This is a genomic window from Bacteroides sp. RCH18 (assembly GCF_058231005.1).
Genome location: NZ_JBIPTC010000001.1, coordinates 1,785,680 through 1,802,909, shown reverse-complemented (window position 1 = coordinate 1,802,909; position 17,230 = coordinate 1,785,680). Strand labels below are relative to the sequence as shown.

The following is a 17,230-nucleotide window of genomic DNA, read 5'->3' as shown; positions in this document are numbered from 1 at the left end:
CTACCTCTATTATTTATTGCCTTTCGGTGTCACTACATAGTCTTCTTTTATAAACTCATCATAAACCCGTTTAGGATGATCGAATGCTGCGGTTCCATTCCTCTGTTCGTTGAAGTTTTCCCGGCGGAATTGTTTCAGCTTCAGGTTGTCTTCGGCATATTCTCTTAACTTCTTATGTTCACGTCCATAGAGTGAACTTTCAGTAACATCAGAATCAAGCAGGCTTTCTTTAGGAGTAATAGTGGGCAGGAGCACTTGTTCCAATAGTCCACGATAGGCACCGTTATATTCGCACCAGACAAGATCGTTGGCAACGAATATACGATAGAAGTACTTTGACCATGCGGTTTTAATTTCGATGGATTGAGCGTAAATCTCAATCGTTGCTTCTGAACCATACGCTTGGTCACGGATCACGACGGTCGTCCGACCGCTGATTTCTTCCTTCACGGAAGTTTGCCATTTGTCGGAATGCAGGATTTCCTCAATGAGTTCCGGCAACTTTTCTTTAATTTCAAACTGTATTCTCATGGTGCTTGCCTGCGGGCAGGACTTTTTTTGAATTTCCTACTTAAAACAATTAAGCTAGCCTAAAGTTACATAGATTGAAGCAAAAAAACAAGATTTTGTTTGAATATTTACTATTTTTGCCAAACTATCTGCCTTTTTCGTTTGTTTTTATTATAATTATGCAACAAATAGCAAAAAAACAAGTTTATGCAGAATAAAGCCCGGAAGAATTATATTATTTATGTACTTATGCTCCTTCTGTTTGGAGGGTTGATTTATGTTGCTATTGAAGAGGGCGACAGATTTTCACATCATGCTGTGAATACGTTAAACACGGTACAAGACGGGCCTTTTGCCATGTTTCTACAATTTATGCAAGATAATCTGCATCATCCGCTGACGACGTTACTTATTCAGATTATTGCCGTGCTGTTGATGGTACGTCTTTTCGGTTATTTGTTTAGTCTTATCGGGCAGCCGGGGGTGATTGGAGAAATCGTAGCCGGTATTGTCTTGGGGCCTTCTGTTTTGGGACTTTTTTTCCCGGAAGCTTTTCATTTCCTGTTCCCTGTCCATTCACTGACCAATCTTGAATTGCTGAGTCAGGTCGGACTGATCCTTTTCATGTTCGTTATCGGTATGGAACTGGACTTCAGTGTGCTGAAAAATAAGATAAATGAAACGCTGGTGATCAGTCATGCCGGTATTTTAGTACCTTTCTTTTTGGGTATTCTGTCTTCTTATTGGATTTACGAAACGTATGCCGCCGATCATACTCCTTTTCTGCCTTTTGCTTTGTTTATAGGCATCTCCATGAGTATTACCGCTTTCCCCGTGCTGGCGCGTATCATTCAGGAACGAAATATGACCAAAACTCCTTTGGGGACTCTTGCAATTGCTTCTGCTGCCAATGATGATGTGACTGCCTGGTGTTTGCTGGCTGTTGTTATTGCTATTTCAAAGGCGGGTAGCTTTGCCAGTGCTCTCTATTCTGTGGGATTGGCTGTGGCGTATATTGCAGTCATGTTTTTGGTTGTGCGTCCGTTTCTGAAAAAGGTGGGAGAGGTGTATGCCAATAAGGAGGCGATCAATAAAACGTTTGTGGCATTTATCCTGTTGATTCTGATCATTTCTTCCTGTCTGACAGAGATTATCGGTATTCATGCTTTGTTCGGAGCGTTCATGGCAGGAGTGGTGATGCCGTCGAATCTGGGTTTCCGAAAAGTGATGATGGAAAAGGTGGAAGACATTTCTTTGGTTTTCTTCCTGCCGTTATTCTTTGCTTTCACAGGTTTGCGTACGGAGATAGGTCTGATCAACAGTCCGGAGTTATGGATGGTGTGTTTGCTGCTGGTGACAGTGGCCATAGTCGGTAAGCTCGGTGGCTGTGCCATAGCTGCCCGTCTGGTAGGTGAGTCATGGAAGGATAGTCTGACAGTGGGTACCTTAATGAATACGCGCGGATTGATGGAGTTGGTGGCATTGAATATTGGTTACGAAATGGGAGTTCTTCCCCCGTCTATTTTCGTAATTTTGGTCATTATGGCGCTAGTTACAACCTTTATGACCACTCCGCTGCTACATTTAGTCGAACGTTTCTTTGTACATCGGGAAGAAAAGTTATCTTTGAAGCGCAAACTTATATTTTGTTTTGGCCGTCCGGAGTCCGGGCGCAGTCTGCTTTCCATTTATGATTTGTTATTCGGGAAGCAGTTGAAGAAAGAACATGTGATTGCAGCGCATTATACAGTGGGTACGGATTTGAATCCGTTGGATGCCCAGCATTATGAAAGCGAAAGCTTTGCTTTACTCAACCAAAAAGCTGTCGAACTGAATATTCAGGTGGACAATCACTATCGGGTGACGGATAAGCTGGTACAGGAAATGATTCATTTTATTCGCAAAGAGCATCCTGATATGTTGCTTTTAGGAGCCGGTAGCCATTACCGTCCCGAAATGCCGGGAACTCCGGGAGCTATTTTATGGCTGACGCTCTTCCGTGATAAGATTGATGACATAATGGAACAGGTGAAATGTCCTGTTGCCGTATTTGTGAATCGTAATTATCGGGAAGGAGCACTGGTTAGTTTTGTTTTGGGAGGAATGATTGATGTATTCTTGCTTTCGTATCTGAATATAATGTTGCAAAACGGTCATTCGGTGCGCCTTTTCCTTTTTGAAACGGACGATGAAGAGTTTCATCAGTGCATAGATGACTTGTTGGCTCATTATGCTGATCAGATAGTAGTGGTATGGTTTGCAGGAGTAGAAGAATTAGTAACCAAAGAGAGAGATGGATTGCTGGTAATGAGCCATCTTTCCTATACAAAATTATCCGAGGATGAGCTTGTGATGCGGGAATTGTCATCATTGCTGGTTATTCGTCGGAATAAGAATAAGAGAGAAAAAAATGAAAGACTTGAAATTGGATGAGCATACGGGGTTAGTACTTGAAGGAGGCGGAATGCGGGGAGTATTCACTTGTGGGGTACTTGACTATTTAATGGATCATGATATTCGTTTTCCTTATGCGATCGGGGTATCGGCAGGAGCCTGTAATGGCTTGTCGTATGCATCCCGTCAGCGTGGTCGTGCCAAGTTCAGCAATATTGACCTGCTGGAGAAATACAATTATATCGGCCTGAAACATCTGCTCAGGAAGCGTAACATTCTCGACTTTGATTTACTTTTCAACGAATTTCCCGAACATATTCTTCCTTATGATTATGATACATACTTTGCTTCTCCCGAACGTTTCGTGATGGTAACCACGAATTGTATGACAGGAGAAGCCAACTATTTTGAAGAGAAACGGGATAAAAGCCGTGTGATTGATATTGTCCGGGCATCCAGTAGCCTGCCTTTTGTTTGTCCTGTCACTTACGTGGATGGTGTTCCGATGCTTGATGGAGGCATTGTAGACTCTATTCCCTTGCAGAGAGCTATTGCGGACGGTTACACCCGTAATGTGGTTGTACTTACCCGTAATCGCGGTTACCGGAAAGACACGAAAGATATCCGTATTCCATCCTTTGTCTACCGGAAATATCCGAAGTTGCGTGAGGCATTGAGTCGTCGGTGTGCAGTTTACAATGAACAGCTGGAAATGGTGGAACAGATGGAAGATGAAGGAAAGATCATCGTCATCCGTCCGCAGAAACCGGTGATGGTGGACCGGATTGAACGGGATGTACAGAAACTGACGGAATTTTATGAGGAAGGATACGACTGCGCAAGAAATCTGTTCGAATTTTAAGTAAATAATGTGAATCAGCAGTTGAACCAAAACTGCACAAAAATGAATCAAACAGTAGTATCTCTATTCTCCCTTCCCGAAGGAGGAGATTTAAGATACTATTGACTTTTTAGTCAGCCCATTCAGGATACTACTGACTATCATTTGGCTCAAAACATGTTTGGATATAAACTCTATAACATTACCAATAGTACTCTATATAGTTAGATACCAATGTCTTATAGTTTCCTATCTTTTCTTTTAATGGAAACTGTCGTTTCTCGGTGAGGGAACGGGCGTTCCTTTTAATGGAAACGACCATTCCTTTTAAAGGGAACGGTCGTTTCCTCCGAGGAAACCAACGCTTGCCCCATATGATACGGATGCTTGATTTATATGGACTAACAATTTAGCGTATAACAGAATCGAAAACGAACAAAATCCAACTACTGATTCGCATAAATAATAAATGACCTGTTTTGCTGGTATTCTGCATGAAGAATGCGGACTATATCTGTGATATTTATATATTTCTGTATAATATTTCTACAAATACTCTTCTTTTTCTTCAATTAATCCGATTTTAAGTCATTATTAATTCGTTTTTGTGGTATTTATTAAGGGATGCCCCTTTACTTTGCTGAAAAATATTTTTTGGCAGACTTAATAACATAACATGAAAAATAAAAGAATAACATGGTAAAAAGGTTTGATTGGTTGTTGGTGTGTTTATTGTTTTCAATAGGGGTGATGGCACAATCCGGCGGGAAACAGTATAATTCTTACAAAGGATTGGTCATGGCAGGTTATCAGGGGTGGTTCAACACCCCTGGTGACGGCTCGGGCCGTGGTTGGCATCATTATAATGGGCGCAATGGTTTTCGGCCGGGGTCATGCTCGGTAGACCTTTGGCCTGAAGTGTCGGAGTATAAGAAGCTCTATAAGACTGAGTTTTCCTTTGCTGACGGTAAACCGGCTTATGTTTTTTCTTCTCATGATGAATCTACGGTAGATGTACATTTTAAATGGATGCAGGAGTATGGACTGGACGGAGTATTTATGCAGCGTTTTATCACGGAGATACGGAACGAAAGTGGATTGAAACATTTTAATAAAGTGTTGAATTCAGCAATGAAATCTGCTAATAAATACGAACGGGCTATCTGCGTGATGTACGACCTGAGCGGCATGCAACCGGGAGAAGAGCAGTTGTTGCTGAAAGATATAGCAGAAATAGCAGAGCGCTATTCTTTAAAAGACCATGCAAAGAACCCCTCTTATCTGTATCACAATGGTAAACCGCTGGTTACGGTTTGGGGAGTCGGATTTAATGATAATCGTCGCTATGGGCTGAAAGAAGCCGCTCATATTATTGACGGCTTGAAGTCACAGGGATTCAGTGTGATGCTTGGAGTACCTACGCAGTGGCGGACACTGAATGGAGACACAGAATCAGATCCCCGCCTGCATGAGCTTATCCGAAAATGTGATATCATGATGCCTTGGTTTGTAGGGCGTTATAATGAAACGACTTATCCCAAGTATCAGAAACTGGTGGAAGAAGATATTCAGTGGGCAAAAAAGAATCAGGTAGATTATGCTCCGCTGGTTTTCCCTGGTTTCTCATGGGGAAATCTGAAGGGGAAAGATCATAATTCGTTTATTCCCCGCAATAAAGGTTCTTTCCTTTGGACGCAATTGATGGGAGCCATTCGGGCGGGTGCTGAAATGATCTACGTGGCTATGTTTGATGAGATAGATGAAGGGACGGCCATCTTTAAATGTGCTAAGAAGGTGCCCGTAGGTAAAAGTACATTTGTACCCCTTGAAGAAGGTGTGGAAAGTGATCATTATTTGAAATTGGTGGGAGAAGCCGCTAAGATTTTAAGAAAGGAAAAAGCTGTGGCATTTAGTACAAAGCTGGATACGAAAAGTCCGAATCCTTTTATTCGGCATATGTATACCGCTGACCCGTCAGCGCATGTATGGGAAGATGGCAGATTGTATGTGTACGCTTCTCATGACATTGCTCCTCCGCGTGGATGTGACTTGATGGACCGCTATCATGTATTCTCGACTGATGATATGATTAACTGGACGGATCATGGAGAAATCCTGAGTTCCGACCAGGTGCCGTGGGGACGGAAAGAAGGAGGTTTTATGTGGGCTCCGGATTGTGCTTACAGAAACGGCACCTACTATTTCTACTTCCCTCATCCCAGCGAAACAGACTGGAATGATAGCTGGAAGATCGGTGTAGCTACCAGTGACAAGCCTGCGGAGGGATTCAAAGTACAGGGATATATTGAGGGAATGGATCCGATGATCGATCCTTGTGTATTTGTGGACGATGACGGACAGGCCTATATCTACAATGGTGGCGGTGGTACCTGCAAAGGTGGCAAACTGAAAGATAATATGATAGAACTGGATGGGCCCATGCGGACTATGGAGGGACTTTCAGACTTCCACGAAGCGACCTGGATACATAAGTATAACGGAAAATATTACTTGTCTTATTCTGATAATCACGACGACGGAGAAAAGCATAACCGAATGTGTTATGCCATCAGTGATTCGCCTTTGGGGCCTTGGGAATACAAGGGAATTTACATGGAACCCACCGATAGTTATACCAACCACGGCTCTATTGTCGAGTTCAAGGGACAATGGTATTCTTTCTATCACAACAGTGCATTGTCCGGTCATGATTGGCTGCGCTCTATCTGTGTGGACAAACTGTACTACAATCCGGACGGCACTATAAAAATGGTGAAGCAAACTAAATAACAGATAGATCCATACACAGGCAATTGATAAATAGAATCCTTATAATAGTTGAAAAACGAACATAGCATGAAAAACAAAATGAAATGGATATTGGCAGTAGGGTTATTGTCATGTTCGGTAGCAATGGCACAGCAACAGAGTGATATATTATCGGTATCTGCTTCTGCAAATGCGGAAAATGCTGCTTTAGCCTTTGACAGGAATGTAAAAACGATGTGGACAATCCCTTCTCAGGCACTAAAGGCTGAACAATGGCTGATGTTTAGCATTCAGCAGCCCGGAGATGTTTGTGAACTGGACCTTCAGATGCAGGGTATCAATAAGAATGAACTGAAAGAAGTACTGGATATCTTTGTCACTTATGACCCCATGAATCTGGGAACTCCCGTGAACTACCGGATCGAAGGGAGCGACAAACAGATGAAAGTCAAATTCACTCCTAAATACGGTGCACACGTCAAGCTGAATTTTAAGTCGGGAAAGTTGGATAAACCTTTCTCTCTGAAAGAAATTTCGGTTCTTGTGGCAGAAAAGGTATTGACGGACAGTCAGGGAAAAGTAACTGACCGCCGGTATATGGATGCGTCACTGCCAGTAGAAGAACGGGTGGAAAGTTTGTTGGCAGTGATGACGCCGGAGGATAAAATGGAACTGATCCGTGAAGGATGGGGCATTCCCGGTATTCCTCATTTGTACGTGCCTCCTATCACAAAGGTAGAAGCGGTGCATGGTTTCTCTTATGGTAGCGGTGCTACTATCTTCCCTCAGGCTTTGGCGATGGGAGCTACCTGGAACAGGAAGCTGACGGAAGAAGTGGCTATGGTGATCGGAGACGAGACAGTGGCTGCCAATACAAAACAGGCATGGTCGCCGGTGTTGGACGTTGCACAGGATGCACGTTGGGGGCGCTGTGAAGAAACCTTTGGAGAAGACCCTGTATTGGTGTCACAAATAGGAGGTGCATGGATCAAAGGATACCAGTCCAGAGGATTGTTTACTACTCCCAAGCATTTCGGTGGACATGGTGCCCCGTTGGGTGGACGTGACTCACATGATATAGGACTGTCCGAACGTGAAATGCGCGAGATTCATCTGGTTCCGTTCCGTCATGCGATCCGTAATTATGACTGCCAGTCTTTGATGATGGCCTATTCCGATTATATGGGAGTTCCGGTTGCCAAGAGCAAAGAACTGCTGCAACAGATATTGCGTCAGGAATGGGGATTCAATGGATTCATCGTCAGTGACTGTGGCGCTATCGGAAATCTGACAGCCCGTAAACATTACACGGCAAAAGATAAGATTGAAGCAGCCAATCAGGCATTGGCTGCCGGCATTGCGACCAATTGCGGTGATACTTACAATAATAAAGAAGTGATTCAGGCGGCAAAAGACGGTCGTATCAATATGGAAGATCTGGACAATGTATGCCGTACGATGCTGGGTACGATGTTCCGCAACGAACTCTTTGAAAAGGATCCTTGCAAACCACTGGACTGGAAGAAAATATACCCGGGATGGAACTCGGACAGCCATAAGGAAATGGCACGTCAGGCGGCACGTGAATCAATTGTAATGCTGGAAAACAAAGACAATCTTCTTCCTTTGTCAAAGACACTGCGTACGATTGCGGTACTGGGTCCCGGTGCAGATGACCTGCAGCCGGGCGATTACACTCCGAAATTGCTTCCGGGACAACTGAAATCGGTATTGACAGGTATCAAAGGCGCAGTGGGCAAGCAGACCAAAGTTCTTTATGAACAGGGATGTGACTTTACCAATCCGGACGAAACCAATATTCCGAAAGCTGTGAAGGCAGCTTCCCAATCAGATGTTGTGATTATGGTACTGGGTGACTGCTCTACCAGTGAAGCGACCAATGATGTCCGTAAGACATGTGGAGAAAATAACGACTGGGCGACTTTAATCCTTCCGGGCAAACAGCAGGAATTGCTGGAAGCAGTCTGTGCAACAGGAAAGCCGGTGATACTGATTCTTCAGGCAGGCCGTCCTTATGATATTCTGAAAGCATCCGAAATGTGCAAGGCTATCTTGGTAAACTGGTTGCCGGGACAAGAAGGTGGTCCGGCCATGGCAGATGTATTGTTTGGTGATTACAATCCTGCCGGTCGCCTGCCGATGACATTCCCGCGTCACGTAGGACAACTTCCTTTGTATTATAACTTCAAGACTTCAGGACGCCGTTACGAATATGTAGACATGGAATATTATCCTCTCTACCGCTTCGGATTCGGACTCAGCTACACTTCGTTCGAATATTCTAATCTGAAGATACAGGAAAAGGCGAATGGCAATGTGGAAGTTCAGGCTACAGTGAAGAACGTAGGAAGCCGTGCGGGTGATGAAGTCGCTCAGCTATATGTGACGGATATGTATGCCAGTGTGAAAACCCGTGTTATGGAATTGAAAGACTTTGCCCGTATTCATTTGCAGCCGGGAGAATCGAAGACTGTTTCGTTTGAAATGACTCCGTATGATATTTCATTGCTCAATGACCGGATGGACAGAGTCGTGGAAAAAGGAGAGTTCAAAATCATGGTAGGCGGAATGAGTCCCGATTACGTAGCTAAAAATGAGATCAAACATAGTGTAGGCTATAGTGATAACAAGAAAGGCGTCACGGGAATGCTTAATTATACACATGAGTTTGGTGCCAATTTCGATCTTGCTGTGTCCAAGGTAGAAGAGAACCTTGTCAAGAATCAGAAGACAGTGTGGGTGAGTGTGAAAAATACAGGTACGTTGATGGATATCGGTAAGGTGGAAATGTTTGTGGATGGTAAGAAAGTGGGAGATGCCGTTCATTATGAATTGGGAGCAGGTGAAGAAAAACTGATTCCGTTCAAGCTGGCAAAAGAGAATAAGCAGCCTGTAGCGTTTACGACCAAATACAAGATGGTATCTATGTAGTACTAATTTATTCCCCTAACTTTTAATACAATGAAACGACTTCTTTTCATATTATGGATATTCTTGTTGTCCGTAAGCTTTGGGCTGACAAAGATGAAAGCCGATGTACGGATGCCGCTGATCTTCGGTGATCACATGGTGTTGCAGCAAGACACAAAGATTGCCATCTTTGGATGGGCTGATGCCGGAGAAACTGTAGAGGTAGTCTTTGCCGGACAGAAAGTGAAAACTACTGCTGACACTGACGGAACATGGAGAGTGAACCTGAAACCGATAAAAACGAAGAAAGAAGGGCAGACTCTGACGATTGCCGGTAAGAACAAACTTGTCTACTCGGATGTGTTGGTAGGCGATGTATGGGTTGCTTCCGGACAATCGAATATGGAATGGGGAATAAAGGTAAGAAAAGAATATGCTGACGATATATCCGCTTCGGAAGATCCTTTGCTGCGTTTGTTCTTTGTTCCCAAGAACACGTCGTTAGAGCCATTGACCGATATTGAAGTTCCTCAGGGAACATCTAACCCCGAACGGGCTGCCAGATGGGTGCTTTGTACACCGGAAATGTTGGCTAAGATCAATGGACAGGGCTTTTCGGCAACAGCTTATTACTTTGCACGTGATATGCGTGCTGCAAACGGACGCCCGTTGGGAGTTATCCAGTCCGCATGGGGAGGTACGCGTGCAGAAGCCTGGACCAGCCTTTCCGGATTGAAACAGGAACCGGCTTTGGCTCACTATGTAACTGCGTATGAGAAGAATGTGAAAGATAATCCGGAAATACTCGCCACTTATCCACAGAAGCAGAAAGAATTTGATGAAGCGGTAAGGGAATGGGATAAAACCGTAGGAAAAGAATGGAATCAGGCACAAAAAGAATGGGCGATAGCTGTGCAGGCGGCACAAGCAGCTGGAAAGCCGGCTCCTCCCAAACCACAGCCCAGAGTTCCCCGTCCGCCCAATCCGCGTAAACCGAATGGGGGAAATAACGGTCCGTCCAATCTGTTTAACGCAATGATTTCTCCTTTAATCCCTTTGAGTATAAAGGGAGTCATCTGGTATCAGGGAGAATTTAACTCCGGCGGCTCTGGAAAAGAATATGCTACCTTGTTCTCCCGGATGATTACGGATTGGAGAGAGAAATGGGGAATCGGTGATTTTCCTTTCGTATATGTGCAGCTTCCCAATTTCGAACCGGTAGATCCCGAACCGTCCGTCGAAGGAAACGGCTGGCGCTGGGTACGGGAAGGACAGCTGAAGGCCTTGAATCTGCCCAACACGGCAATGGCTGTGACAATCGATGTAGGAGATCCTTTCGATTTACATCCGGTAGATAAATACGATGTCGGGCATCGGCTGGCTCTTGCTGCCCGAAAGCTAGCGTACGGAGAGAAAATTGTCGGCATGGGGCCTCTTTATAAAAAGATGTCTGTGAAAGGAAATAAGATCATTCTGGAGTTTACCAATCAGGGTAAAAAACTGGTGATGGGAACTTCTCCGTACATTCCGGCAGGAAAACCGCCTCATCCGAAACCGACGAAGCTGACAGGCTTCGGCATTGCGGGAGCAGACCGTAAGTTTGTATGGGCGGATGCAGTGATTGAAGGAAATAAGGTGATTGTGTCCAGCAGTGAAGTGGCTGTACCTCTTGCCGTACGTTACGGATTTTCCAATAGCCCCCGTTGTAACCTGTATAACGAGAAAGGCTTGCCGGCATCTCCTTTCCGCACGGACAGCTGGGATAAATGATGGGGGAGAGTACGGGGCTTACCATGTTTGTTATTAAATAGGATAGAAAAATGATCATGATGAAAAGGTATAAAAAGATTTTGTTGACAGGTGTGTTGTCAGCCTTGTCTTGTTCGTTCGTTCACGCGCAGGAACTATATAAGAATGAAAATGCGTCTTTGCATGAACGGGTAATGGATTTGATTTCCCGTTTGACGGTGGAAGAGAAGATCAGTTTGCTTCGTGCCACTTCTCCCGGCATTTCCCGTTTGGGTATCGATAAATACTATCATGGCAATGAAGCATTGCATGGAGTAGTACGTCCCGGACGCTTCACCGTATTTCCACAAGCCATCGGACTGGCAGCTACCTGGAATCCGGAGTTGCAGAAAAGGGTAGCCACAGTGATCTCGGATGAGGCGCGTGCCCGTTGGAACGAGCTGGATCAGGGAAGAGAACAGAAAGAACAATTCAGCGATGTGCTGACTTTCTGGTCGCCTACCGTGAACATGGCACGCGACCCGCGTTGGGGACGGACACCGGAAACGTATGGAGAAGACCCTTTCCTGAGTGGAATAATGGGAACAGCCTTTGTGAACGGACTGCAAGGAGATGATCCGCATTACCTGAAAATCGTTTCTACTCCCAAGCATTTTGCCGCCAACAACGAAGAGCATAATCGCTTTGTCTGCAACCCGCAGATATCGGAGAAACAACTGCGTGAATATTATTTTCCTGCTTTCGAAATGTGTGTGAAGGAAGGAAAAGCCGCTTCCATCATGTCCGCCTATAATGCGCTGAATGATGTGCCCTGCACGCTGAATCCGTGGCTGCTGCAAAAGGTGTTGCGTCAGGACTGGGGATTTCAGGGATATGTCGTTTCCGATTGTGGCGGACCTACCTTGCTGGTCAATGCCCATAAATATGTAAAGACGAAGGAGGCGGCTGCCACTTTATCCATCAAGGCGGGACTCGACCTTGAATGCGGTGACGATGTGTATGACGGCCCCTTATTGAATGCGTACAAACAATATATGGTATCGGATGCCGATATTGACTCCGCCGCCTATCATGTGCTGACGGCCCGCATGAAACTGGGACTTTTTGATAGCGGGGAACGAAATCCGTATACTAAAATCTCTCCGTCAGTGATCGGTTCGAAAGAACATCAGCAGATAGCTCTGGACGCTGCCCGCCAATGTATCGTTTTACTGAAGAATCAGAAAAACAGGCTTCCGCTGAATGCTGACAAACTGAAATCAATCGCAGTAGTCGGCATCAATGCCGGCAAATGTGAGTTTGGCGATTACAGCGGCGCTCCGGTAGTAGAACCGGTTTCCATACTGCAAGGTATCAGAAACAGGGTGGGTGATCGGGTGAAAGTCGTCTATGCTCCTTGGAAATCTGCTGCCGATGGGCTGGAACTTATTCAGGGAGAGAACTTCCCGGAAGGACTGCAAGCTGAATATTTTGACAATACCCGCCTCGAAGGCACCCCGAGAGTGCGTAAGGAGAGTTGGATCAACTTTGAACCTGCCAATCAGGCTCCCGATCCGTTCCTGCCCAAATCTCCGCTATCTGTCCGTTGGACGGGAAAGTTGAAACCGACCGTTTCCGGTCGCTATACTTTCAGCTTTACATCCGATGATGGTTGCCGCCTGAGCATTGATAATCAGATGCTGATTGATGCGTGGCAGGCACATGCCGTATCTACGGATTCCGCTTCCATTTATCTCGAAGCGGGAAAAGAATACCAGTTGAAAGCGGAATATTATGACAACCGGGATTATGCCATTGCAAAGTTGCAATGGAAAGTTCCACAGATAGGCAAGGCAACCCGTCTTGATTTGTATGGAGAAGCCGGGAAAGCGGTTCGCGAATGTGAAACGGTAGTTGCTGTGATGGGTATCAATAAATCGATAGAGCGTGAAGGACAGGACCGGTATGATATTCAGCTTCCGGCAGATCAGAGAGAGTTTCTGCAGGAAATCTATAAAGTGAATCCCAACATAATTGTTGTTCTGGTAGCAGGCAGTTCATTGGCTATTAACTGGATGGACGAGCATATTCCTGCCATTGTGAATGCCTGGTATCCGGGTGAACAGGGAGGAACCGCCGTTGCCGAAGTATTGTTCGGTGATTATAATCCTGCCGGACGTCTGCCGCTCACCTACTACAAGTCTTTGGATGAACTGCCTCCGTTTGATGATTATGATATAACCAAAGGGCGTACTTATAAATATTTCAAAGGAGATGTCCTTTATCCGTTCGGCTACGGACTGAGTTACTCTTCTTTTACATACAGCGATCTGCAAGTAAAAGACGGGGCTGGTGAAGTCACCGTTTCATTCCGGTTAAAGAATACCGGTAAGAGAAATGGCGATGAGGTTGCTCAGGTTTATGTGCGGATACCGGAGACCGGAGGAATTGTTCCTTTGAAAGAATTGAAAGGATTCCGTCGTGTTCCTTTGAAATCGGGAGAAAGCCGTCGGGTAGAGATTAAGTTGGACAAAGAGCAACTTCGCTATTGGGATGTAGAAAAAGGACAGTTTGTAGTACCGAAAGGGGCATTTGACGTTATGGTTGGTGCTTCTTCCAAAGATATTCGTCTGCAAACAGTCATTGATTTATAGACTTTATTTAAATTTGAACCGGAAAGAAGATTAAGATTACATTCACTGAGGTAATGCCTTCTGATTGCACAGTCTGTGCCACCCTATTGGCACAGTTGTGCCACCGCACTGGCACTGTTATGCCAAGCCTTTGGCACAGTTGTGCCAATATGGTGGCACAAGCGTGACACAGTATGGGGCAATCTTAAGACATTACTTCTTAAAATTTAGTATTATGAGAAACAAGTATTTGCGTTTTGCAGATGTATTATTTCTACTTAGCTTTGTGGCAGGAACTACGATGATGGCTTGCTCCGAACAGCCTCATCAACCGACCTTGAAGGCAACTTATAATAAGCCTGCCAAAAACTGGGAAAGTGAAGCTCTGCCTATCGGTAACGGTTATATGGGAGCCATGATTTTTGGTGACGTCTACGTAGATGTCATCCAGACAAACGAACATACCTTGTGGTCGGGAGGCCCCGGTGAAGATCCGTCTTACAATGGAGGACATCTGAGAACTCCGGAAGTGAACAAGGATTATCTTCACAAAGCACGGGTGATGTTGCAACAGAAGATGAACGACTTTACGGCAAACCGTTCTGCATATATAGATGAAAATGGAAAGCTGATTACTCATAACTACGATGGAGACGGTGACGGCACAGAATTGCGGAATCTGATTGATAATCTGGCTGGAACGAAGGAGCATTTCGGTTCTTTCCAGACATTGAGCAATATCATTGTAGAGGCTGTCAATCCGGGTATCCCTGTCTTGATAAAAGAAGCAGTGCAGACCAATTATGACAATACAAAGAATCAAAGTCAGTCGATAGGCAGCCTTTTCGATCAGAGCACTACCAGCAAATGGTTTGCCGATAACGACCGGTTCTCTAGCTTTGGAAGCCTGCCATGCGTTATCAAGTGGGCATATACCCATGCTCCCAAGGCTGTTTCCTATAGCCTGACCTCCGCCAATGATATGCCGGGCAGAGATCCGAAATCATGGAAACTCTACGGTTCGACAGACGGAAAATCATACGACTTGTTGGATCAGCAGTCCGGCACTTTTTGGGGGGATGATAAGGACGGAAAGGGAAGCCGCAATAAGACCGTGTCTTTTCCTTTGAAGACGGACAAATACACCTTCTTCAAACTCGAAATCACAGAATTAATCGATAACAAACAGAAACCGCAATTGGCGGAACTCTCGATAGATGCCTCTACCGAATTGCCTTATTCCGACTATACCCGTACGCTCGATATAGATAATGCGATTCATACGGTGATGTATAAGGAGAATGGAATCACCTTTAAGCGCGAATACTTTATGAGTTATCCCGATAATGTAATGGTGATGCGTCTCACCTCAGATTCGAAGAAGGGCAAACTTTCACGCATCATTTCTCTTGAATCGCTGCATACCGATAAAACCATTACGGCAGACGGTCATACTATTACCATGACGGGATATCCGACTCCGGTCAGCGGAGACAAGCGGGTAGGGGATGCCTGGAAGAATGGACTGAAATATGCGCAGCAACTAGTCGTGAAGAATAAAGGAGGAAAGATTTCGGTAGTGGACGGAACGAAGCTGAAAGTAGAGGATGCCGATGAAATAATCGTTCTGATGTCTGCCGCCACAAACTATGTACAGTGTATGGACGACTCCTACAATTATTTCTCTCAAGAAGATCCGTTGGAAAAAGTGCAGGCTACGCTGCATAAAGTAGCTGATAAGAAGTACACGGCTCTGTTGGCTACCCACCAGAAAGACTATCATTCGTTATACGACAGAATGCGACTGAATCTCGGTAACTTGCCGGAGGCACCTGTTGCCCCTACGGACAGTTTGCTGAAAGGTATGGACGAGAATACCAACTCGGAACAGGAAAACCAGTATCTTGAAATGCTGTATTTCCAGTTCGGCCGCTATCTTTTGATATCTTCTTCACGAGAAGGTTCTTTGCCCGCCAACTTGCAGGGAGTATGGGGTGAAAGGCTTTCCAATCCGTGGAATGCCGATTACCATACGAATATCAATATACAGATGAATTATTGGCCGACACAGCCTACCAATCTGAGTCCGTGTCATCTGCCTATGGTAGAGTATGTCAGAAGTCTGGTGCCTCGTGGAAAGTATACAGCGCAACAATATTATTGCAAACCCGATGGTGGCAATGTTCGCGGCTGGGTGACGCATCATGAGAATAATATTTGGGGCAATACGGCTCCTGCCAAGAAAAGTACACCCCATCATTTTCCGGCAGGGGCAATATGGATGTGTCAGGATATCTGGGAGTATTATCAGTTTAACCTTGATAAAGACTTCTTGAAAAAGTATTATGATACGATGCTCGATGCTGCTCTTTTCTGGGTAGACAATCTTTGGACAGACGAACGCGACGGTACACTGGTAGCAAACCCGTCCCACTCTCCCGAACATGGTGAGTTCTCACTGGGCTGTTCAACTTCGCAGGCTATGATTTGTGAAATGTTCGACATGATGATCAAAGCCAGCAAAGAACTGGGAAGGGACAAAGACCCTGAAATCATAGAGATAGCAACAGCTATGAGCAAACTCTCCGGACCGAAAATCGGTTTGGGCGGACAGTTTATGGAATGGAAAGATGAAGTGACGAAGGATGTTACCGGAGATGGCGGACACAGGCATACGAATCATCTTTTCTGGTTGCATCCGGGTTCGCAGATTGTAATCGGAAGAAGCGAACAGGACGATAAATATGCAGATGCCATGAAAGTGACGCTGAATACACGCGGCGATGAAGGAACCGGATGGAGCAAAGCGTGGAAACTGAACTTCTGGGCACGTCTGCATGACGGCAACCGCTCTCATAAACTGTTGAGAAGTGCCATGAAACTGACTGTTCCCGGAAGCCATGTAGGCGGTGTATATACTAATTTGTTTGATGCGCATCCGCCTTTCCAAATTGATGGAAACTTTGGTTGTACGGCCGGTATCGCAGAAATGCTGATGCAAAGTCAGGGCGGATATATCGAATTGCTTCCCGCTTTGCCCGATGCATGGAAAGATGGTTCATTCAAAGGAATGAAAGCGAGAGGAAACTTTGAAGTAGACGCGGCACGGACTGACGGGAAGATAACAGCTGTAGAGATTCTTTCTAATTCCGGTGCGGAATGTGTGATTAAATATCCGAATGCAAAGGAGCTGAAAGTTTCCGGAGCGAAGGTAAAGGTACTTGCTGATGATCAAATCTCTTTTGCTACTGTGAAGGGTAAGAGATATACAATTAAATAAGAAATATACAATTGGGAATGTATCTTACTTATAAGAAGAAAATAAAATGTATATATAGAGTAGAAATTTAATCTCTCTTATAGATATTCTATTCATTAAATACTCAAATTAAAGGCAGCTGATTCATTACGAGTTAGCTGCTTT

8 protein-coding genes are annotated in these 17,230 nt (G+C 45.0%); 7 read left to right on the top strand and 1 reads right to left on the bottom strand.

Annotated elements, in window-relative coordinates:
* Nucleotides 1–9: 9 nt before the first annotated feature.
* Nucleotides 10–531 carry a hypothetical protein gene (locus tag ACHLI0_RS07215; protein WP_008763266.1) on the bottom strand — a complete coding sequence of 174 codons (522 nt, stop codon included), beginning with the start codon at nt 529–531 and terminating at the stop codon, nt 10–12.
* Nucleotides 532–717: 186 nt separating this feature from the next.
* Here ACHLI0_RS07215 and ACHLI0_RS07210 point away from each other — a divergent pair, with 186 nt between their 5' ends.
* The 7 genes from ACHLI0_RS07210 to ACHLI0_RS07180 all read left to right on the top strand — a co-directional run bounded on the left by ACHLI0_RS07210 (nt 718) and on the right by ACHLI0_RS07180 (nt 17,086).
* Nucleotides 718–2,943 carry a cation:proton antiporter gene (locus ACHLI0_RS07210; protein ID WP_490748766.1) on the top strand — a complete coding sequence of 742 codons (2,226 nt, stop codon included), beginning with the start codon at nt 718–720 and terminating at the stop codon, nt 2,941–2,943.
* On the top strand, nt 2,921–3,766 hold the full coding sequence (locus ACHLI0_RS07205; protein WP_055221436.1) for a patatin-like phospholipase family protein: 846 nt from the start codon (nt 2,921–2,923) through the stop codon (nt 3,764–3,766). The genes ACHLI0_RS07210 and ACHLI0_RS07205 overlap by 23 nt, the downstream gene beginning before the upstream one ends.
* Nucleotides 3,767–5,626: 1,860 nt before the next feature.
* Nucleotides 5,627–6,535, top strand: coding sequence for a family 43 glycosylhydrolase (locus ACHLI0_RS07200; RefSeq protein ID WP_307838427.1), 909 nt, complete (start codon nt 5,627–5,629; stop codon nt 6,533–6,535).
* A 66-nt stretch (nt 6,536–6,601) separates the two neighbouring features.
* Nucleotides 6,602–9,466, top strand: a complete 2,865-nt coding sequence (locus tag ACHLI0_RS07195) for a glycoside hydrolase family 3 N-terminal domain-containing protein (RefSeq protein ID WP_490748765.1) — start codon at nt 6,602–6,604, stop codon at nt 9,464–9,466.
* 30 nt (nt 9,467–9,496) lie between these two features.
* Entirely contained in the window at nt 9,497–11,215 is a 1,719-nt protein-coding gene (locus tag ACHLI0_RS07190; RefSeq protein ID WP_490748764.1) for a sialate O-acetylesterase, read from the top strand.
* A 50-nt stretch (nt 11,216–11,265) separates the two neighbouring features.
* On the top strand, nt 11,266–13,827 hold the full coding sequence (locus tag ACHLI0_RS07185) for a glycoside hydrolase family 3 C-terminal domain-containing protein (protein ID WP_490748763.1): 2,562 nt from the start codon (nt 11,266–11,268) through the stop codon (nt 13,825–13,827).
* Between the two features lie 214 nt (nt 13,828–14,041).
* Nucleotides 14,042–17,086, top strand: coding sequence for a glycoside hydrolase family 95 protein (locus ACHLI0_RS07180; RefSeq protein ID WP_490748762.1), 3,045 nt, complete (start codon nt 14,042–14,044; stop codon nt 17,084–17,086).
* The last annotated feature ends 144 nt before the right edge of the window (nt 17,087–17,230 follow it).